Origin of the sequence: Mesobacterium pallidum, assembly GCF_019966535.1 — a bacterium.
GTDB classification, from domain to species: domain Bacteria; phylum Pseudomonadota; class Alphaproteobacteria; order Rhodobacterales; family Rhodobacteraceae; genus Mesobacterium; species Mesobacterium pallidum.
In genome coordinates, this window is record NZ_JAIMID010000018.1 from 96,595 (window position 1) to 112,594 (window position 16,000).

Here is a 16,000-nt window from a genome sequence, read left to right on the forward strand (position 1 = left end):
TTTGAAGCGGGGAGAGAGGCTCTCCGCACCGTCGGAGGTATTCCCATGTTCGACATTCCTCTCCAAACTCGGCCAGCAACGCAGACAACAGGTTTGCCGCCGAGCCTCCTGACCATTCTTGCAGATCAAGACTTGCCGTTTGCGCTCACGGCGGCTTGCCGTGCGCCCGCGGCTCTCATGTCCGGGCAGGCACACCCCAAGGTACTGGCGCGGTTTGCCACGCTGGCCGAGGCCATGCAGGGGGCAATCGTTCACGCCGAAGATATCACTCCTGAAGACACTCCGCGCATCCTGGTAATCCTTGATCGGGAGGGCCGCCTCGTTCTGGCCGGGGCTACCAATGATGGCGGGCTCGCCTGGTGCCACCCGGTCTCGGATGCCGCCGAAGCCCGCGCCGTCGTGTCCGAGGCCAGCCAGACCCGCGCGCAGGCCATGCGGGCGGCCGAGTGGCATGAACATGGCCTCGCGCGACGGCTGCGGCACCACGCCGATCTTCTCGATGCCCGTCTTGTCGATCCGCTTTGGCGCGTCTTCGCGTCTCGCGCCCTGCAGATCGCGGCGTGACGTCCAAGAGTCAGAGAAGGGCAGGGGAGGATGTGAGCCTACGGGGACGAGAGAGAGCCCGGGGTTCAGATCCTTTCCCCCATTCCGGAGTTTCCAATGTCCAAGATTGAACCCACCCTGGCCGCGCCGATGGCGCCGTCCAGGATTGATTTCGCCGCCGTGCTGGCCCGGCAGGCCGAGCGCGACGCGCGGATCGCAGCTTTGCGACCGGCCAACAAGGAGCGCCTCTTCGATGGCCTGACTGCCGCGGGCATCACCCATGTGACCGTCAGTTTCGACGGCTATGGCGACAGCGGTCAGGTTGAGAGTATCGCTGCCTACGCCGGCGAGACCGAGGTCGCTTTCCCCAAGACCCAGATCGCCTATGCCGTATTGACCTGGGACGACCCGGAGGTCGAGATGCGGGCGCTTTCGCTCGAAGATGTCGTGGAGCAACTGGCCTACGACTTGCTGTCTGACACCCATGCCGGATGGGAAAACAACGACGGGGCTTACGGCGAATTCTGCTTCGACGCGAGCGCTCGCTCCATCCACCTCGAGTTTAACGAGCGCTTCACCTCGTCCGAACTCACCACCTATGTTTTCTGAGGGCGGCGGCGATGGCACATCCCTATCACCACGCCCTGTCCTCGGTAAAAAAGTGGGGCGGCACGGTCGACGATTTCATGGCGGTGCATGCCTGGTTCGACCAGAGCAAGGAGATTACTGCGGACTTCCGGCACCGGGCTTTGCGCCACCATGCGGAGGGCATCTTCATGGCCGAGACGATCTTCGGGCAGACCCTCACGCTCTCGACCGGGCGCATCATCCCGACCCGGTGGGTCGGCGAGCAGCATGTGAAGGAAGACCTCGGCTTCATCCCGAGCTTCGCCGACTGGGTAAAGGCAATCCGGCCCGAACCCTGGATGGGCCGGGCCGAGCGGATCGAGGCCCTAGTTGATCCGCATCTCGTCTCGCCCGTGGTTGAGGTCACGTGACATGACCGATCCCACTTATTTAAGTCTTGGCTTGCCGCCGACCGCTTCGCCACTGGCAGTGGTTCGCGCGGCGGTCCGGGCGCTGCACCCCGACACACGCGCCGTTTGCGGCCTCCGGACCGCGCGCAAGCGTTTCTACCGGCAGATGCTCTGCGCGCATGCCGCACGAAAGTCGGCAGACGACACGCCAACCGGCTGATCGCACCCGGCCGACCCTTCATTCCGATTCAGTACCCGGCGTCTTGGCCGGGTCTTCCCCATTCAGGAGGTCCCCATGGCGGATTACTTCACCCATTTCTCTTGCCTCATCGACGTCGGCAGCCCCGGCAAGGCCGCCCGCGCGCTCGCGCTGTTTCAGGAACTCCGCGCTGCGGATCAGAACGCTGACGACCCGGAGGTCGCGGGCTTCGATCTCGTACGCCAGGATGCCCCCGAGGGCAGCAGCCTCTGGATCCATGATGACGACCACGGCGACGTCGACGCCGTCATCCGCTTCGTCTTGCGACTCGCCGCAGACCTCGACCTCACCGGCCTTTGGGGGTTCCAGTATGCTCTGACCTGCTCCCGGCCGCGGCTCGACGCCTTTGGTGGCGGCGCGCATGCCATCGATCTCGGCGCTCGCAAGTCCATCGGCTGGACCAGCACCCAAGAGTGGCTGGCCTCAGCACTGAACGGGGAGGACGCCGATGCCTGAGATCATCTGCACCACCATCTACCAGTTCCCCGAACTCTCGGATGCCGCCAAGGAGAGGGCCCGAAGCTGGTATCGCGAGCTCAGCCCTCACGATGATTGGTGGGACGCGGTCTACGAGGATTTCGAGCGGGTCTGTGAGATCCTCGGCATCCGCCTGAAAACCACCTCCGTCCGCCTGATGAGTGGCGGGACACGGGCCAAGCCCTGCATCTGGTTCTCCGGCTTCTGGAGCCAGGGTGATGGAGCTTCGTTCGAAGGCTACTGGTCCCACGTCAAGGGCGCCGCCGCGCGCATTCGGGACTATGCCCCGACGGATGTGACGTTGCACGGCATCGCCGACCGGCTGCAGGCCATCCAGCGGCGGAACTTCTACCAGCTCGCCGCCGCGGCCAGCCACCGTGGCCGCTACTACCACGAATACACCATGTCTGTGGACGTCACGCGCGACAGCCCGACCTGGCAGCCGCCGACCGAGGACGCGGAAAAAGTCGTGACCGAGACGCTGCGTGATCTGGCCCGCTGGCTCTACCGTCAGCTTGAAGCCGAATACGACCACCTTACCTCGGACCAGGCCATCGAGGAGGGAATCATCGTCAACGCGTATACGTTCACGGAAGGAGGGCGGCGGTTCGGGTGATCCTGCCGAGTCACTTATTCCCGTCGATCCACTTCGACATGAGCCCCTTGTCGCGGAAGCATTCGTCTGGAACGGCGCACCGTTTGATCCGGGCGAGCTTCTCAGCGAAGGCCACTTGCCTGGAGGTGGGCAGCTGGTCCATGTCCGATACGGGCTTCAGCCGGGCCTGAGCCTCGATCCAGGCGCTCAAAGATCGCCGGTCTTGCTGAACTTCCCAAGGCAGGAGCGTCCGGTTGCGCTGCGCGAGCGATCGCGCATAGGCGATCTGCTTGGGCGTTGCCGGCAGGGCGTGCGTGGTGATTTCCATGGTGGAACCCCCTTTCTGGCTTGGCTCAGAATATAGAACATAACAAGAACAAAATCAAGCCGAGCTTCCGGGACGCGTCGGATTCGAGAGGGAGAGAGGGGCCGGGAAAGATCAGGTCCGAGGCTGCCCGAGAGAGGGTGTAAGGGCCTTATCCTGTCCTTCATTCCGGAGTTTCCCGATGACCCATCTTGCCCCTGTTGCGCAGGCGTCCTTGCCTGCGCCCATTGTCCCGTTGGCAGCAAATCCTGCCCCTGCGATCGTTGCTGTTGCCGAAGCGCTGCAGCCCGATCTGGCGCAAGGGCTTCAGATCGACGCGCTGCGCCTCCGCCGCGAGATGGAACATGCCTTTGGCGGTTCCGATGCGACCGGTGCTTGGGACTGGAAGCTCGCCTATGAGGCGGGCGAGGTGGCGCTGATCCTCTTTCTGCGAAAGTTCGGTCGGGCGCTGCTTGCGCGTGCCGGCTCGCCTGCGGCGCTCTTGCCGATCCTCGCCAAGGTGGCAGGCCTCTTGCCCACGCACACCCGGCGGTCGGAAGAGATGGAGCGCTTTCAGCAATTCTCGACGCCGCTGCCCATGGGGCTCGCGGCTGTGGCGGCAGCACAGATCACGCCCTATGATCTTGTCCTAGAGCCGTCTGCCGGGACCGGGCTTCTGGCGATCCTCGCCGAGATCGGCGGCGGCACTCTGGCTCTCAACGAGTTGGCGGACACCCGCGCCGACCTTCTTCGCTTGCTGTTCCCGGGCCGACCGGTCACGGGGTTTGATGCCGCGCAGATCGACGATCATCTCGATGCCTGCTCAAGCCCGAGCGTCATTCTGATGAACCCGCCCTTCTCGGCCCAAGCCAATGTCGATGGTCGGTCGACCGAGGCGACGGCCCGACATCTGCGCTCGGCCCTTGCGCGCTTAGTTCCCGGCGGACGGCTCGTGGCCATCACAGGGGCCGGTTTCGCGCCGGATGCGCCGGCCTGGGCCGATACTTTCGGCCGTCTGACCGAGACGGCCCATCTCATCTTCACCGGCGCGGTGTCGGGCGCAGCTTTCGCCAAGCACGGCACCAGCTTCGAGACGCGGATTTCTGTCTTCGATAAATGCCGCGGCGGTGAGCCGGGCGGCATCACCGCTGACCTGCACCAGCCCACGTCCCCGGACGTAGCGCATCTGATGTCCAGGGCCACTGCAGAGGTTCCGCCGCGCCTCGAACTGGATCCAGCTCCTGCTGCGGGGCAGGGCCATTCTTCCCCCTTTCCGGGAAATTCTCACCTCACCACCCGCAAGACCGTCAGCCGATCCCGCGCGACCTCTGCGGCTCAGCCGGCGAAATCAGAAACCCGGTTCGAAGCCGAGGAGCTAAACTACGCAACTCGCGACGCCGTCGGGGACGCGGATGCCGCACGGCTGTCCGACGCGATCTACGAGACCTTCCACCTGCAGGCGATCGAGATCCCTGGCGCGGCCCAACACCCGACCAAGCTTGTGCAATCGGCCGCCATGGCCTCGGTCGCACCGCCGAAACCCAGCTACCGCCCCAAATTGCCCGCCGCCGTCCTGCGCGACGGCATGCTGTCCGACGCGCAGCTTGAGACCGTCATCTACGCGGGCGAAGCCCACTGCGCATACCTCGCCGGGTCGTGGGCCGTCGATGAGACCGGAGACGTGGTCGCCGCTGCACCGGAGGACGCCGCTGACGCCGTCCGCTTCCGCCGCGGCTTTTTCCTGGGCGATGGCACCGGAGCGGGCAAGGGCCGCCAGTCGGCCGGGATCTTGCTCGACAACTGGGCCAGAGGAAGACACAAGGCGCTCTGGATCTCGAAAAGCGACAAGCTCCTCGAGGATGCACAGCGCGACTGGTCGGCCCTTGGCCAGGAGCGGCTTCTGGTCACGCCGCTCTCGCGCTTTGCCCAAGGCCGCGACATCCCGCTTACCGAGGGCATTCTCTTCACCACCTATGCGACGCTGCGTTCGGAAGAACGAGGCGGGAAGAAATCCCGCGTCGACCAGATCGTCGACTGGCTCGGGGCAGATTTCGACGGGGTGATCCTCTTTGACGAAAGCCATGCCATGGCCAACGCCGCCGGCGGCAAAGGCGAGCGCGGTGATACCATGGCCTCGCAGCAGGGCAGGGCGGGCCTGCGCCTTCAACACAAACTTCCGAATGCCCGCGTGGTCTATGTCTCGGCCACGGGCGCGACGACGGTCCACAACCTTGCCTATGCGCAGCGTCTCGGTCTCTGGGGCGGGGAGGATTTCCCGTTCGCGACCCGGTCGGAATTCGTCGAAGCCATAGAGGCTGGCGGTGTCGCGGCGATGGAGGTCCTGGCCCGCGACCTCCGGGCGCTCGGCCTCTACACCTCCCGATCGCTCTCCTATGACGGTGTCGAATACGAGATGCTCGAACACGCGCTCAGCCTCGAGCAACGCGGCATTTACGATGCCTATGCTGGGGCCTTCGCTATCATCCACAACAACCTGACCGCGGCGCTGGTGGCGGCGAACATTTCCGGCGCGGCCGACGGGCCTGGCGGGTCAGGCACGCTGAACCGCCAGGCCAAGTCCGCAGCGCGGTCAGCCTTCGAGAGCGCCAAACAGCGCTTCTTCGGCCATTTGCTCACCTCTATGAAGACCCCCACGCTTATCGCATCCATCGATGCCGATCTGGCAGCGGGTCACGCGGCGGTCATCCAGATCGTCTCGACGGGTGAGGCGCTGATGGAACGCCGCCTGTCGGAGATCCCGACCGACGAATGGAACGATATCAGATGCGACATCACGCCCAGGGAGTATGTCCTGGACTACCTCGCCCATTCCTTCCCGGTGCAGCTCTACGAGCCTTTCACCGACAGCGAGGGCAACCTCTCGTCGCGCCCCGTCACGCGCTACGGCCAACCGGTGGAGTGCCGCGAAGCCGTCCGGCGTCGTGACGCGCTGATCGAGAAACTGGCTTCGCTTCCGCCCGTGCCGGGTGCACTCGACCAGATCGTCCAGCGCTTCGGCACCGCTCTAGTGGCCGAAGTCACCGGGCGTTCACGGCGCATCGTGCGCAAGGGCGAAGGGCAATCGGCACGGCTCGTGGTGGAGAACCGGGCCGGAGCCGCGAACCTCACTGAGACCCAAACCTTCATGGATGACGAAAAGCGTATCCTGATCTTCTCGGATGCCGGGGGCACGGGGCGCAGCTACCACGCCGATCTTGGGGCGAAGAACCAGCGCTTGCGGGTCCACTACCTCCTGGAACCCGGCTGGAAGGCAGATGCGGCGATCCAGGGCCTCGGGCGCACCAACCGCACCAATCAGGCGCAGCCGCCGCTGTTCCGGCCGGTCGCCACCGATGTGAAGGCGGAAAAGCGGTTCCTCTCGACCATCGCGCGTCGTCTCGACACGCTTGGCGCGATCACCCGCGGCCAGCGCCAGACTGGCGGGCAAGGGTTGTTCCGACCCGAGGACAACCTCGAGTCGCCCTACGCCCGCGACGCCCTGCGCCAGCTTTACCGCCGCATCTATCGCGGCGATCTGGCGGGCTGCTCGCTAGGGGCCTTCGAGGATGCCACTGGCCTCGGCCTGACCGATGACAACGGGCTGAAGGACGACCTGCCGCCGATCACGACCTTCCTCAATCGCCTGCTGGCGCTGACGATCGACATGCAGGCCGTGTTGTTCGCGGGTTTCGAAGAACTCCTCGACCAACGGATCGAGGGCGCCATCGCGGCCGGAGTCTACGACATCGGGCTCGAGACGCTGCGCGCCGAGAGTTTTTGCGTGACCGACGCCCGGGTGATCTACACCCATCCCCGCTCCGGTGCCGAAACCCAACTCCTCACCATCGCGGAAAAGCGGCGCAACACGCCGACTTCTCTCGCGGATGCGCTCGATTGGCTGGACGACCCGAAGGCGCGGTGCCTCATCAACAGCCGTTCGGGCCGGGCTGCCGTGCAGGTTCCTGCCACCAGTCACATGCTGGACGATGGGACCATCGAGCCGCGCCTGCGCCTGATCCGCCCGCTTGATGCCAGCACGGTCCCGGCCAAGGTCATGGAGGACACCCACTGGCTCGAGGCCGACCGCGCGGCCTTCACTGCGGCGTGGACTGCGGAACTGGCCGAGGTGCCGGAGTTTTCGAACTCCACTCTGCACATCGTGGCAGGTCTGCTGCTGCCGATCTGGAAGCAGCTTCCCCAGGATGAAACCCGCGTCTACCGCCTGCAGACCGATGACGGGCAGCGCATCATCGGTCGCCGCGTCTCGCCTGCCTGGGTCGCGACCACGCTGGCCGCCGATGCGCCCAAGCTCTCGGCCGCGCAGGTCCATGCCCTCGTTCTGGAGGGCAAGACCGTGGTGTGCCTGTCCGAAGGGATGGAATTGCACCGCTCGCGCGTCATGGGCGCGAACCGGATCGAACTCTCGGGCTTCTCGGAGGCAGCCAAGGATCGGCTCAAGGCCGATGGCTTCTTCTCGGAGATTATTAGCTGGAAGCTTCGGCTGTTTTGCCCGACCGATGCTGATGGCGTCGCGATACTGGATCGTCTGCTTGCACGTTGTCCTGTCGCAAGGCCACATGATCGCGGAGGCTGTTGACCCATGTATTCCGAGACCGAAGACCTCGTGCGCGATCTGGCAGAAAATGCCGAAGGCGTCTGTCGTGCCTACCTTCCCGCCGGACGGCGGGAAGGATCCTACTGGATCGTGGGTGACCTGCAAAACAATCCTGGCCGCTCGCTCTTCGTGCGGCTGACCGGGCCTGCATCAGGGCCGGGTGCTGCCGGCAAGTTCACGGACGGCGCCACGGGTGAGCATGGCGATCTCCTCGACATCATCCGCGAGCGGACGGGGATCACGCGCTTCCCCGACCTTCTCGCCGAGGCCCGAGCGCATCTTGGCCGTCCGCAGCCGGTTCTCCCTGAAACAGCCGGTCCGAGGAAGACCAAGCGCCCGGGTGGGACACCAGCGGCCGCGTCGCGTCTGTTCGCGGCCTCGAAGCTGATCGCGGGTACGCTAGCCGAAACCTACCTCCGTTCCCGGGGCATCACCCAATTTGGGTCGGGCGGCGCCATTCGCTTCCACCCGAAGTGCTGGCATCGGGAAGAGGGGCAGACCCGGAGCACCCCCGGACCGGCGATGATCGCCGCGGTCACCGATGGAGCAGGGGCCCTGCAGGGCGTGCATCGCACCTGGCTGGCACCTGACGGAAAAGGCAAAGCAGATGTCGATCCGCAGCGTCGGGCTATGGGCCACCTCCTCGGCAATGCTGTCAGGCTGACCTCGCAGGATGACATCCTCGTCGTCGGCGAAGGCATCGAGACCATGTTGTCCCTGTCCGAGGCGATCCCCAGCCTGCCCGTCTGGGCGGCGCTCTCGTCCGGTCACCTCGGGGCCGTTCGCCTGCCGGAGGGGCTCAAGCGCCTCTACATCGCCATCGACCGCGATCCGGCCGGGCAACGAGCGGCGGAGAGGTTGAGCAACAGAGCCACCGAGTTCGGGGTCCCTGTGAGGCTGCTGGAACCGCAGCTCGGGGATTTCAACGATGATCTTCGGGCGAACGGCAGGGACGCGCTGCGCCAGCATCTGGCAGGTCAGATCGGACCAGAGGATCGGCATCGCCTGCCGGGCTGAGCTGCATCGCGCAGGGGGGTCTGGGAGTGCGGGGCAGGGGGCTGCATCCCAGCCGTGGCTCTGGATCGTCGTCCTCACCCCATCCCGGGCCTTGCGCATCCACCCGTCAGCCCTGCGCGGCCTTCAAGAGATGGGCAGGCCGTCAAAGCGGTTGCCCCTGCAAGGTCGGCAGGGAAGCTATTTCCGCCGGCGGCAAAGCCGCCTTTGCATCGCGAGACAAATAGCTTCCCTGCCGACCTCCTCCACGCTGTTCCGGCCCCGGTGAAGCCGGGGTGAAGAGGCAACCGCCCCGACGGCTCGGGTCTGCCCATGAAGGCCGCGCGGGATGACGCGCGGACGAGACAGGCCCGGAGGCAAGAAACCGATGACGATCCATATCCACGACGACGCGTATGAACCCGCCCATAGCGCATCCCAGACCGCCCATGCGCTCGACGAGCTCCAGCTCTACGGCTATCGCCCATTTGACGAGCCCGATCCGCGCCCGATGCCCGATGGGCAGCGCCTCGCCGTCGCCGTCGCCGACATCTTCGACGCCCTCGTCGCGACCCTGGAAGACACCCGTATGGAACCCGACCTCGAAGAGGTGCTCTGGGGCCAGGTCAACCTCTTCCACCGCGCCACGGCCCGGATCGAGCGGACGCTCGATGAGAACGAGCAGGCGCAGCGCCGCCTCCAGCGCGAGCAGGACGGCTCCGAAGTGAAGTCCGTCGAACTCGAGCGCCTGACGGCCGAAGGCCTGACTCTCGTTGAACGGCGCAACTGCATGGATATGATGCGCGATCATGCCGCATCCGAGTTCGTCCATCACACGGGATCGACCTGGCGCCCCCGCACCGGATCAATCGTGAACCGCCAGCACATGACCGCCGCCCTGATCGACAGCCGCGACTTCCTGGCCGCCAAGCGCCGCGCCGAGACCGAGGTAATGCTTCCCGCAGGCCCCAAGGTCGCCCTCACCGGCGGGACCGATTTCAACGATCACCGCCTGATCTGGGGCAAGCTCGACCAGGTCCGGACCAAGTATCCCGACATGGTCCTCCTGCACGGTGGCAGCCCGAAGGGCGCAGAGCTCATCGCCGCCAAATGGGCCGAAGCCCGGGGCGTGACGCAGGTGGCCTTCAAGCCCGACTGGACCAAGCACGCCAAGGCCGCGCCCTTCAAGCGCAACGACGCGATGCTGGATGTGCTCCCGGTCGGGGTCCTCGTCTTCCCCGGAACCGGTATCCAGGAAAACCTCGCCGATAAAGCCAAAAAGCTGGGCATCCCGGTCATGAAGTTCGAGAAGGGGGCGTGAGCCCCCGACTTTAATCCGGGACAGAACATTGTGGAAACGTCGAAGAGCGCTTGATATTGTGGTTTGTAGAGAGGCGCCAACAACATGTTCGACATATCGCGGCAAATGGAAGTGTTCCCGACGACGGTCGATCTCAAGCGGATCGACCCGTCTCTCAACATGCGCCGCTTCTATCGAATGAGCGTTCAGCCGGACCTGTTTGGCGGCGCATGCCTTGTGCGGGAATGGGGCCGTATCGGGTTTCGAGGACAGATGCTGATCGAGCAACACGATGACGAGGGCAGGGCGGTCAATGCTCTGTTGAAGCTGTCGGCGACGAAGAAGCGGCGAGGGTATAAGTTGCCGACCGAACGTTGAGAACGGCCCGCAGTCGCCGTTCATTGGCCTAGAAAGTTACTGCGGTGCGGTCCGCCAGACCGGACTTTCGCTGCGGCCGCGAAATCGAGCGGTCGGCGAATGGTAGTGCAGCGGGACAAAGTGCGACGATCGAATGCCAGGCGTTTTCTCAAGGCAGTGCCTTATCGCGATCGCCAAGGTGACGGGAAAGGACCGATGGGATATCGAAGCCATGCTGGCGCGTCTGGCTCCTAAGCCCATGAACAAATGAAATCAAGCTGTCCGCCTGCGCCGCTCTGCGAAAGGGTATGATCGGGCGGGAGGCGATCAGCTCAGCCGTCATCAGAGTTTGGCCAGTTTCCACCGGTGCGAAGGTCATCGACGCTCATGGTGTCGGCGGGCGCTTGTATGGAGATGCGCCAGTCCTTGGTACGCGCTGATGAGAACTCGACACGCTGTATCCCGACATCCCCATCCCCATTGTAACGAAGCTTGCGCGCCTCTTCGATGGTTACGAACTCGGGCTCGATCCACCTTGCTGTGCTGAGGAAGACGAATCCTAGGCGCGCAGGGCCATTCAGTGTGTCGATGGTCACGGTGCCTGGATATCGAATACGTGCCGTTCGGGTGATCGGCGGTGCGGCCTTCTCGATTTCAGCATAGGGATCGAGCGAGTTCTGAACTTCGCGCCAGATAGAGTTGATCGACCAACTCGACCCGGCCTCGCCGTGGAAAATCGGGGCCGAAAGGTCGGTGTCGCTAGGCAGGACATAGTCAATTTCGTCTGGCTCGGGCCGGACGTCCTCCTCGTTCGGGCGATAGGTCCGAATGCCGACACCTGTACAAACGCAGCCTTTGTGCCAAAAGATGACCACGTCCAGGCCAAGAAGAGGATTTAGGTCCTCGGCTTGCACGTCTGCGATGCGCCGCAACGTGATCCCGAGGTGCTGCGCTACCGTCTCGGCCTCCGGCGAAAAGCCGGAATGACTCACCGCGATCGTATGATCCGCGCCGATAGACGAGCGCTTGGTGGCCAGTTGCTCGAGCCAAGTCACGTCCTGCACCTTGGTTCGGCGTCGGCACTCTATCGTAATCAGCATTTCCGCCGTGCCGGCCTTAGTGCGAATCGTCGCGTCCACTTCTCGGAGGCGACCCGTGAGTTTGCACCGGATACGATCAGGCGACTTGACGACAATTCCTTGCGGCCCGGCGTCGGCTTCAATCCGGGCGATGAGTTTCTCGAACTCGCGCCACTGGGCATCGTTACGACGCTGGGCGGTCACTTCGCCTCGCTCCCTTTGGAACTTGCCTCAAGGAACATCGGGAAGAAGCTCCTTTGCCGCTTGAGCTTCAGGACGTCGCCAACGCCGATGGCATTCGCGCTGCGGCGCTCGCCGCCGCCCGGGGTGATGACCGCGATGTCTGGGTTTTCGATGATTGCGCGGTGAACGTCGTCGGTGTGTGCAGGCGTGGCATTATAGATGCCCTCGTAGAAGTCGCCGACGCCGATGGCATCACCCGACTCGGAGATCAGCCGGGGGATGTCGGCGAGAAGCTGTGTTCGCGCAGTTTCGCGGCCCGATAGGTCGAACAGATAGAGCGCTCCTCCATCATGACTTGGATCGTAGGATAGCATGTTGAGGCCTGAGCGGCCGAAATGCGCTTGTGCCGTGCTGTTCTGATGGAGGACATTGTTGTAGACCTGACGCGCGCGATAGATGTTGGCGAAGTGGATCATCCAGTAGCGCCAACCGCCTGGATTGTTGATTGAAAAGGGGCTGACGAAGGGAGCGCAGGTTCGGAATGTCTCGAACACCAATCGCTCGGCGGCGCCGAGCCAGCTATGTTTGCTCATCGCCCCGTTGAAAACGTCAAGCTCGGCGGGTTCGATGCCGAAGGGTCGGAGCTGGGCCGCGAGCTGAATGGGTTTGGACTTCTGTAAGAACGACAGCAAAGCTTCGATCGCGAAAGTATAGAAGATTTCCACTGACGGGTGCGCGCGCATTATGTCGAGCAGCGTCGCATGCTCGACATGGCGGTGGCCGCACTGGTCGAGGTTGAACAGAACATTGCGATAGCGCCCCTGTTCCAGAAGCTGTTTCATCCGCGGATAGCCAGCCTCGAACGTATCGGTCATATACTCGATACGAAGGTGCAAGCGGCGGCCATTTTCGGTAATGTCGCCCAGCAGTGGTGCGATGTTCCCCTTCAATACCTCAATCGCATCACGGCTATGATCGTTGAGGACGAGCAGGCACTCGATCTCGATCAGGCCTAGGCCCTGCGCTGCGCGGTGGGCGTTTACCGCCTCGATCGCGCGCTTAAGCTCTTCGATGAAGATGAGGGGCGAGCCAGCGGTTCCGCACTGGTAGCTGCCGCCGCCGGCAAATCCGTCGATCACCGCGAGACGGAAACGCTCCTGCTGCGGAAGCTGGCAGCGCACGGTGAGATATCGGAAGAAGTATTCGCGAAGGATCTTGTGTTTGCGGCGCGAGTGCTCCTCCAAGACCGCACCATTGGCCCATTCATATGTTTTCTCGACCATCCGTCCCTCCTTATCGCCGGCCTGCGGTTATGCGCCGGTGGAGAAGGCTGCGGGCATCTCGTCCCACGTCTTGCCCCGATACTCACGGCCGTTGGCCCTTTTTGAGCGACGTTTGTTGTCTTTGCCCCAAGTGCCCCACTGCTTGAAAAAGAAGGCGGTCTCGTGTTCCTCGCATTGGGCGTGGATTTCATCGATCCATTCCTCGCGAATCGGCCGCGCCGACCGACCGCTCTCGCCGCCGACAATAGCCCAATGGATGCCGGACAAGTCGACACCGCCGACCGGCCCGATCAGTGGTTCGAATGATAGGAACCGGATCGCCGCCGGCACTGCGCGCAGGTGGTCGATACGTTTTACAACCTCGGCATTCTCGATACTGGTGCCAAGCCAAACATTGGGTAGGACATCCTCGACCAGCGTCGAGACGAACACTGCCATCCGTTCAGGTCGTTTGGTGAGGATTTGGTAGTGGTGGCGCGGCGTTTCGCGCATCACCTGCCAGACCTTGAGAATGAAGCCATCGCTGACTCGCTCATGGAACAGGTCGCTCATCGAGTTTACGAAAATCTTGCGGGCTTTCCGCCAGCGGTGCGGGATCGCAAGCGCCTCTTCGTCTTCGCGGACGACGCCGTTCCAGATGGTGCGCCCGCCGCCGCGCCGGGTGAGGCCGGCATATTTCGCCACGCCCATTGCTTCGAGCCGCCGCGCCATCTCCATAGCATAGCAATGTGTGCAGCCGGCGCTGACGATCGAGCAGCCGGCCACCGGATTCCAAGTGGCGTCGGTCCATTCTATCTGTGTTTCAGACATGAGTGTTTAGCCCCGATATTCCCTGCCGCTCAGTTCGCGTGCCAAGCCTTACTCTAACCGGAACAAAGTGGGAATTACTAGATCGAGACCTCGTATGGCCTCCACCGTGTGAGGCTCGACTGCCTTAAGGCGGTTGCCCAGTGAACCACCCCAGAACGACCTCATTTGCGCTTTCCACCCATGCGGTTGTTCGGGCGGACATCTCGCTGTAACCCGCGCGAACGGCTGCTTCCCTAGCCCACTGCGAGAGCCATGCCGCATCGCCCTCAGGCCGCTTTCCGCCCGCGAAGTCAGAGAGTATCAGGCAGGCAGCCTATTCGATGTCTGAAGTTGGTCCAATGCGATGGCGACCAACCGGCGATCGAAGATCTTCAATTTGCGCTGTCCAGCGGCTTCCCCACCAGCCCAACCCTTGAGACCTTCCATCACTTCCTCAACAGTCGGTTCGATATCGTCGTGCTGCATCATCCAGTCGACAGTTGCCAGAAGTTCCATGCCGAGAGGCGACTCGAAGCCATCGATGGTGGCCGAAGCCCATTCCAGTACGCTTGAGAACTGCTTGCCTTCACCGGAGTTCAGATAGGCTTGCACCCGATCGTATTTGGCGTCGTTGAACCAAATGAGATCCATGGGATCGGCATCCGCGAGGCGTTTGTCGCACCGGAGATAACTGCCGTCGAGACTATCGAGCAGCTTCGTCAGGTTATGCGAATAAGGTCCGTACTTGTTGGCTTGGAACCTGAACTTGAGCGCATCGGCCCCCCCGAACCGCATCACGCCGCGCTCGAGGAACCAACCTAGCTTCTGGACCTCCAGAATCGAGCACTCAATCCCAAGGAGAGAGTACCGACGCACCATCTCAGCTACCAGTGCGCGTGCCGGGGTCAGTTTCTCGACACCGGTGCGCTTGGCGACATTCTGATACTTGGAAGTCGGCTCGTAGACGATGGCGTTGACCCCATCTAGATCCGCCAATGACGCCTCGATAAGTGGACGCACATCGCTCCAGTCGAGGCCGCCATTCCCGCAGCCGAGTGGCGGAATTGCAATTGAATGAATTCTCTTCTCTCGAATTACTCGGACAAGATCCTTCAATCCATCCTCGACCCATTCGATCTTGGTTTTGACTCGCCAATGGGTCTTAGTCGGGAAATTGATGATCCAGCGCGGCCCGAAGAGTTCCTTGTTCTCGGTAACGAACATTTTCCCAATACGCACTTCGCCCGCATCGCAGGCGCGCGCATAGGCTTCGAAGTTTCTTGGGAATTGCTCCTTGAACATCAGGGCAATTCCTTTGCCCATGATTCCGACCGTGTTCACGGTGTTCACCACCGCGTCAACGTCGGCTTCAAGAAGATTGCCCTGCGTGTAAGTTACCATCAGAAATACCAGCCCGGTCGCGCCACGATCTTGAGATCGAGCCCAACCTCCTCCCGTTGCCGTTCGAGTGTTCCTTTTTCGTTCTCACTCAGACAAACTATGCCTGCAAGGTGCTCAACTGGCAAGTGCCTGTGCACCAGCGCCTCGGCCTGGTAGCGGTCTGTCTTTTCAGGATCATCAACATCGCGTTTGAAGTCCCTACGCTGCAGGATGCCCCAGTCGATCTTGTCGAGGTCGTCGAGCGAGGTGAAGAACTGCGCCGTCTGGAGGTATGCATGACGATCCGAGAACACGGTCGCTATGCCTCGATCCGCGAGCCCACGAAGTGACGACGCCATGATCACGATCTCCGCGTTCGGGAACTGACGAATTCCTCCGTAACCAGTCTTGATGTTGTACATCATCATCGAAAATGGCGTGAAATAGAACGGTATGTAGTCTGATAGCGTTCCACCCGGGGGCACCGGAACATTCCGTGCCGTCCGACGCTGAATCAGTTCAAGGTTCCCAATTCGCATGAAATTCGGGTCCTGCACACCGGAATTCTTGCAATGAAGCCCATGTCTGAGGATCCACGTCACATTGTTGATGTGCGTGATCCTGAAGATCAGTGCTTTTTCGGCGGTCAAGTTGTTTGCCATGTCTCGATATGGATATATTTTGGGCCAACTGCCCTCAAGATGCTGTATAGTGGCCGGCGCTGTCGAGCACCTAGCCGATTGACTGCTTCGCAAAACACTTGCCATTCGGCCTTCGCACGAACCCCAACCAATGGCGGTGGCCAGAGCCGGATGTCCACTCCCGCCTAGGCGCTGAACCTTCTCGCACCAGCAGAGAAGGTCGGC

General features: G+C 62.7%; 17 protein-coding genes. 10 read left to right on the top strand and 7 right to left on the bottom strand.

What is annotated here, in order from left to right:
* The first annotated feature begins 45 nt into the window (after window positions 1–45).
* The 6 genes from MF270_RS21725 (at window position 46) to MF270_RS21750 (ending at window position 2,872) form a co-directional block, all read left to right on the top strand.
* Complete coding sequence (locus MF270_RS21725) at window positions 46–564, top strand: DNA repair protein RadC (RefSeq protein WP_238367881.1); 519 nt, start codon at window positions 46–48, stop codon at window positions 562–564.
* Window positions 565–660: 96 nt separating this feature from the next.
* Window positions 661–1,152 carry a DUF6878 family protein gene (locus MF270_RS21730; RefSeq protein ID WP_238367882.1) on the top strand — a complete coding sequence of 164 codons (492 nt, stop codon included), beginning with the start codon at window positions 661–663 and terminating at the stop codon, window positions 1,150–1,152.
* 11 nt (window positions 1,153–1,163) lie between these two features.
* Complete coding sequence (locus tag MF270_RS21735) at window positions 1,164–1,541, top strand: DUF6915 family protein (protein WP_238367883.1); 378 nt, start codon at window positions 1,164–1,166, stop codon at window positions 1,539–1,541.
* A 1-nt stretch (window position 1,542) separates the two neighbouring features.
* Window positions 1,543–1,740 (top strand): hypothetical protein, encoded by a 198-nt coding sequence (locus MF270_RS21740; RefSeq protein ID WP_238367884.1) that lies wholly within the window; start codon window positions 1,543–1,545, stop codon window positions 1,738–1,740.
* A 75-nt stretch (window positions 1,741–1,815) separates the two neighbouring features.
* On the top strand, window positions 1,816–2,235 hold the full coding sequence (locus MF270_RS21745) for a hypothetical protein (protein WP_238367885.1): 420 nt from the start codon (window positions 1,816–1,818) through the stop codon (window positions 2,233–2,235).
* Window positions 2,228–2,872 carry an antitoxin of toxin-antitoxin stability system gene (locus MF270_RS21750; protein WP_238367886.1) on the top strand — a complete coding sequence of 215 codons (645 nt, stop codon included), beginning with the start codon at window positions 2,228–2,230 and terminating at the stop codon, window positions 2,870–2,872. The genes MF270_RS21745 and MF270_RS21750 overlap by 8 nt, the downstream gene beginning before the upstream one ends.
* Window positions 2,873–2,882: 10 nt before the next feature.
* Here the strand turns inward: MF270_RS21750 and MF270_RS21755 are convergent, their stop codons facing one another.
* Window positions 2,883–3,179 carry a hypothetical protein gene (locus MF270_RS21755; RefSeq protein ID WP_018065918.1) on the bottom strand — a complete coding sequence of 99 codons (297 nt, stop codon included), beginning with the start codon at window positions 3,177–3,179 and terminating at the stop codon, window positions 2,883–2,885.
* A gap of 178 nt (window positions 3,180–3,357) precedes the next feature.
* Between MF270_RS21755 and MF270_RS21760 the strand changes: the two genes are divergently transcribed.
* The 4 genes from MF270_RS21760 (at window position 3,358) to MF270_RS21775 (ending at window position 10,441) form a co-directional block, all read left to right on the top strand.
* A complete protein-coding gene (locus MF270_RS21760; RefSeq protein ID WP_238367887.1) occupies window positions 3,358–7,752 on the top strand; it encodes a bifunctional class I SAM-dependent methyltransferase/DEAD/DEAH box helicase in 4,395 nt (1,464 codons plus the stop codon).
* 3 nt (window positions 7,753–7,755) lie between these two features.
* Window positions 7,756–8,787: a DUF7146 domain-containing protein gene (locus MF270_RS21765; RefSeq protein WP_238367888.1), complete on the top strand. Its 1,032-nt coding sequence runs from the start codon at window positions 7,756–7,758 to the stop codon at window positions 8,785–8,787.
* Window positions 8,788–9,151: 364 nt separating this feature from the next.
* The gene (locus MF270_RS21770; protein WP_238367889.1) at window positions 9,152–10,084 is read left to right on the top strand and encodes a DUF2493 domain-containing protein; all 933 of its coding nucleotides are present in this window, start codon (window positions 9,152–9,154) and stop codon (window positions 10,082–10,084) included.
* An 84-nt stretch (window positions 10,085–10,168) separates the two neighbouring features.
* Window positions 10,169–10,441 (top strand): WGR domain-containing protein, encoded by a 273-nt coding sequence (locus MF270_RS21775; RefSeq protein ID WP_238367890.1) that lies wholly within the window; start codon window positions 10,169–10,171, stop codon window positions 10,439–10,441.
* Window positions 10,442–10,589: 148 nt separating this feature from the next.
* On the opposite strand, the gene MF270_RS21780 is transcribed toward MF270_RS21775, so the two are convergent.
* The 6 genes from MF270_RS21780 to darT form a co-directional block, all read right to left on the bottom strand.
* Complete coding sequence (locus MF270_RS21780) at window positions 10,590–10,763, bottom strand: hypothetical protein (RefSeq protein ID WP_238367891.1); 174 nt, start codon at window positions 10,761–10,763, stop codon at window positions 10,590–10,592.
* A complete protein-coding gene (locus MF270_RS21785) occupies window positions 10,753–11,703 on the bottom strand; it encodes a restriction endonuclease (protein WP_238367892.1) in 951 nt (316 codons plus the stop codon). Before MF270_RS21785 ends, MF270_RS21780 begins: the two co-directional genes overlap by 11 nt.
* Window positions 11,700–12,965: a three-Cys-motif partner protein TcmP gene (locus tag MF270_RS21790; RefSeq protein WP_238367893.1), complete on the bottom strand. Its 1,266-nt coding sequence runs from the start codon at window positions 12,963–12,965 to the stop codon at window positions 11,700–11,702. Before MF270_RS21790 ends, MF270_RS21785 begins: the two co-directional genes overlap by 4 nt.
* Before the next feature lie 27 nt (window positions 12,966–12,992).
* Window positions 12,993–13,775 (bottom strand): DUF5131 family protein, encoded by a 783-nt coding sequence (locus MF270_RS21795; RefSeq protein WP_238367894.1) that lies wholly within the window; start codon window positions 13,773–13,775, stop codon window positions 12,993–12,995.
* Window positions 13,776–14,075: 300 nt separating this feature from the next.
* The gene (darG, locus tag MF270_RS21800) at window positions 14,076–15,155 is read right to left on the bottom strand and encodes a type II toxin-antitoxin system antitoxin DNA ADP-ribosyl glycohydrolase DarG (RefSeq protein WP_238367895.1); all 1,080 of its coding nucleotides are present in this window, start codon (window positions 15,153–15,155) and stop codon (window positions 14,076–14,078) included.
* Complete coding sequence (gene darT, locus MF270_RS21805) at window positions 15,155–15,784, bottom strand: type II toxin-antitoxin system toxin DNA ADP-ribosyl transferase DarT (protein WP_238367896.1); 630 nt, start codon at window positions 15,782–15,784, stop codon at window positions 15,155–15,157. The genes darG and darT overlap by 1 nt, the downstream gene beginning before the upstream one ends.
* Window positions 15,785–16,000: the final 216 nt, after the last annotated feature.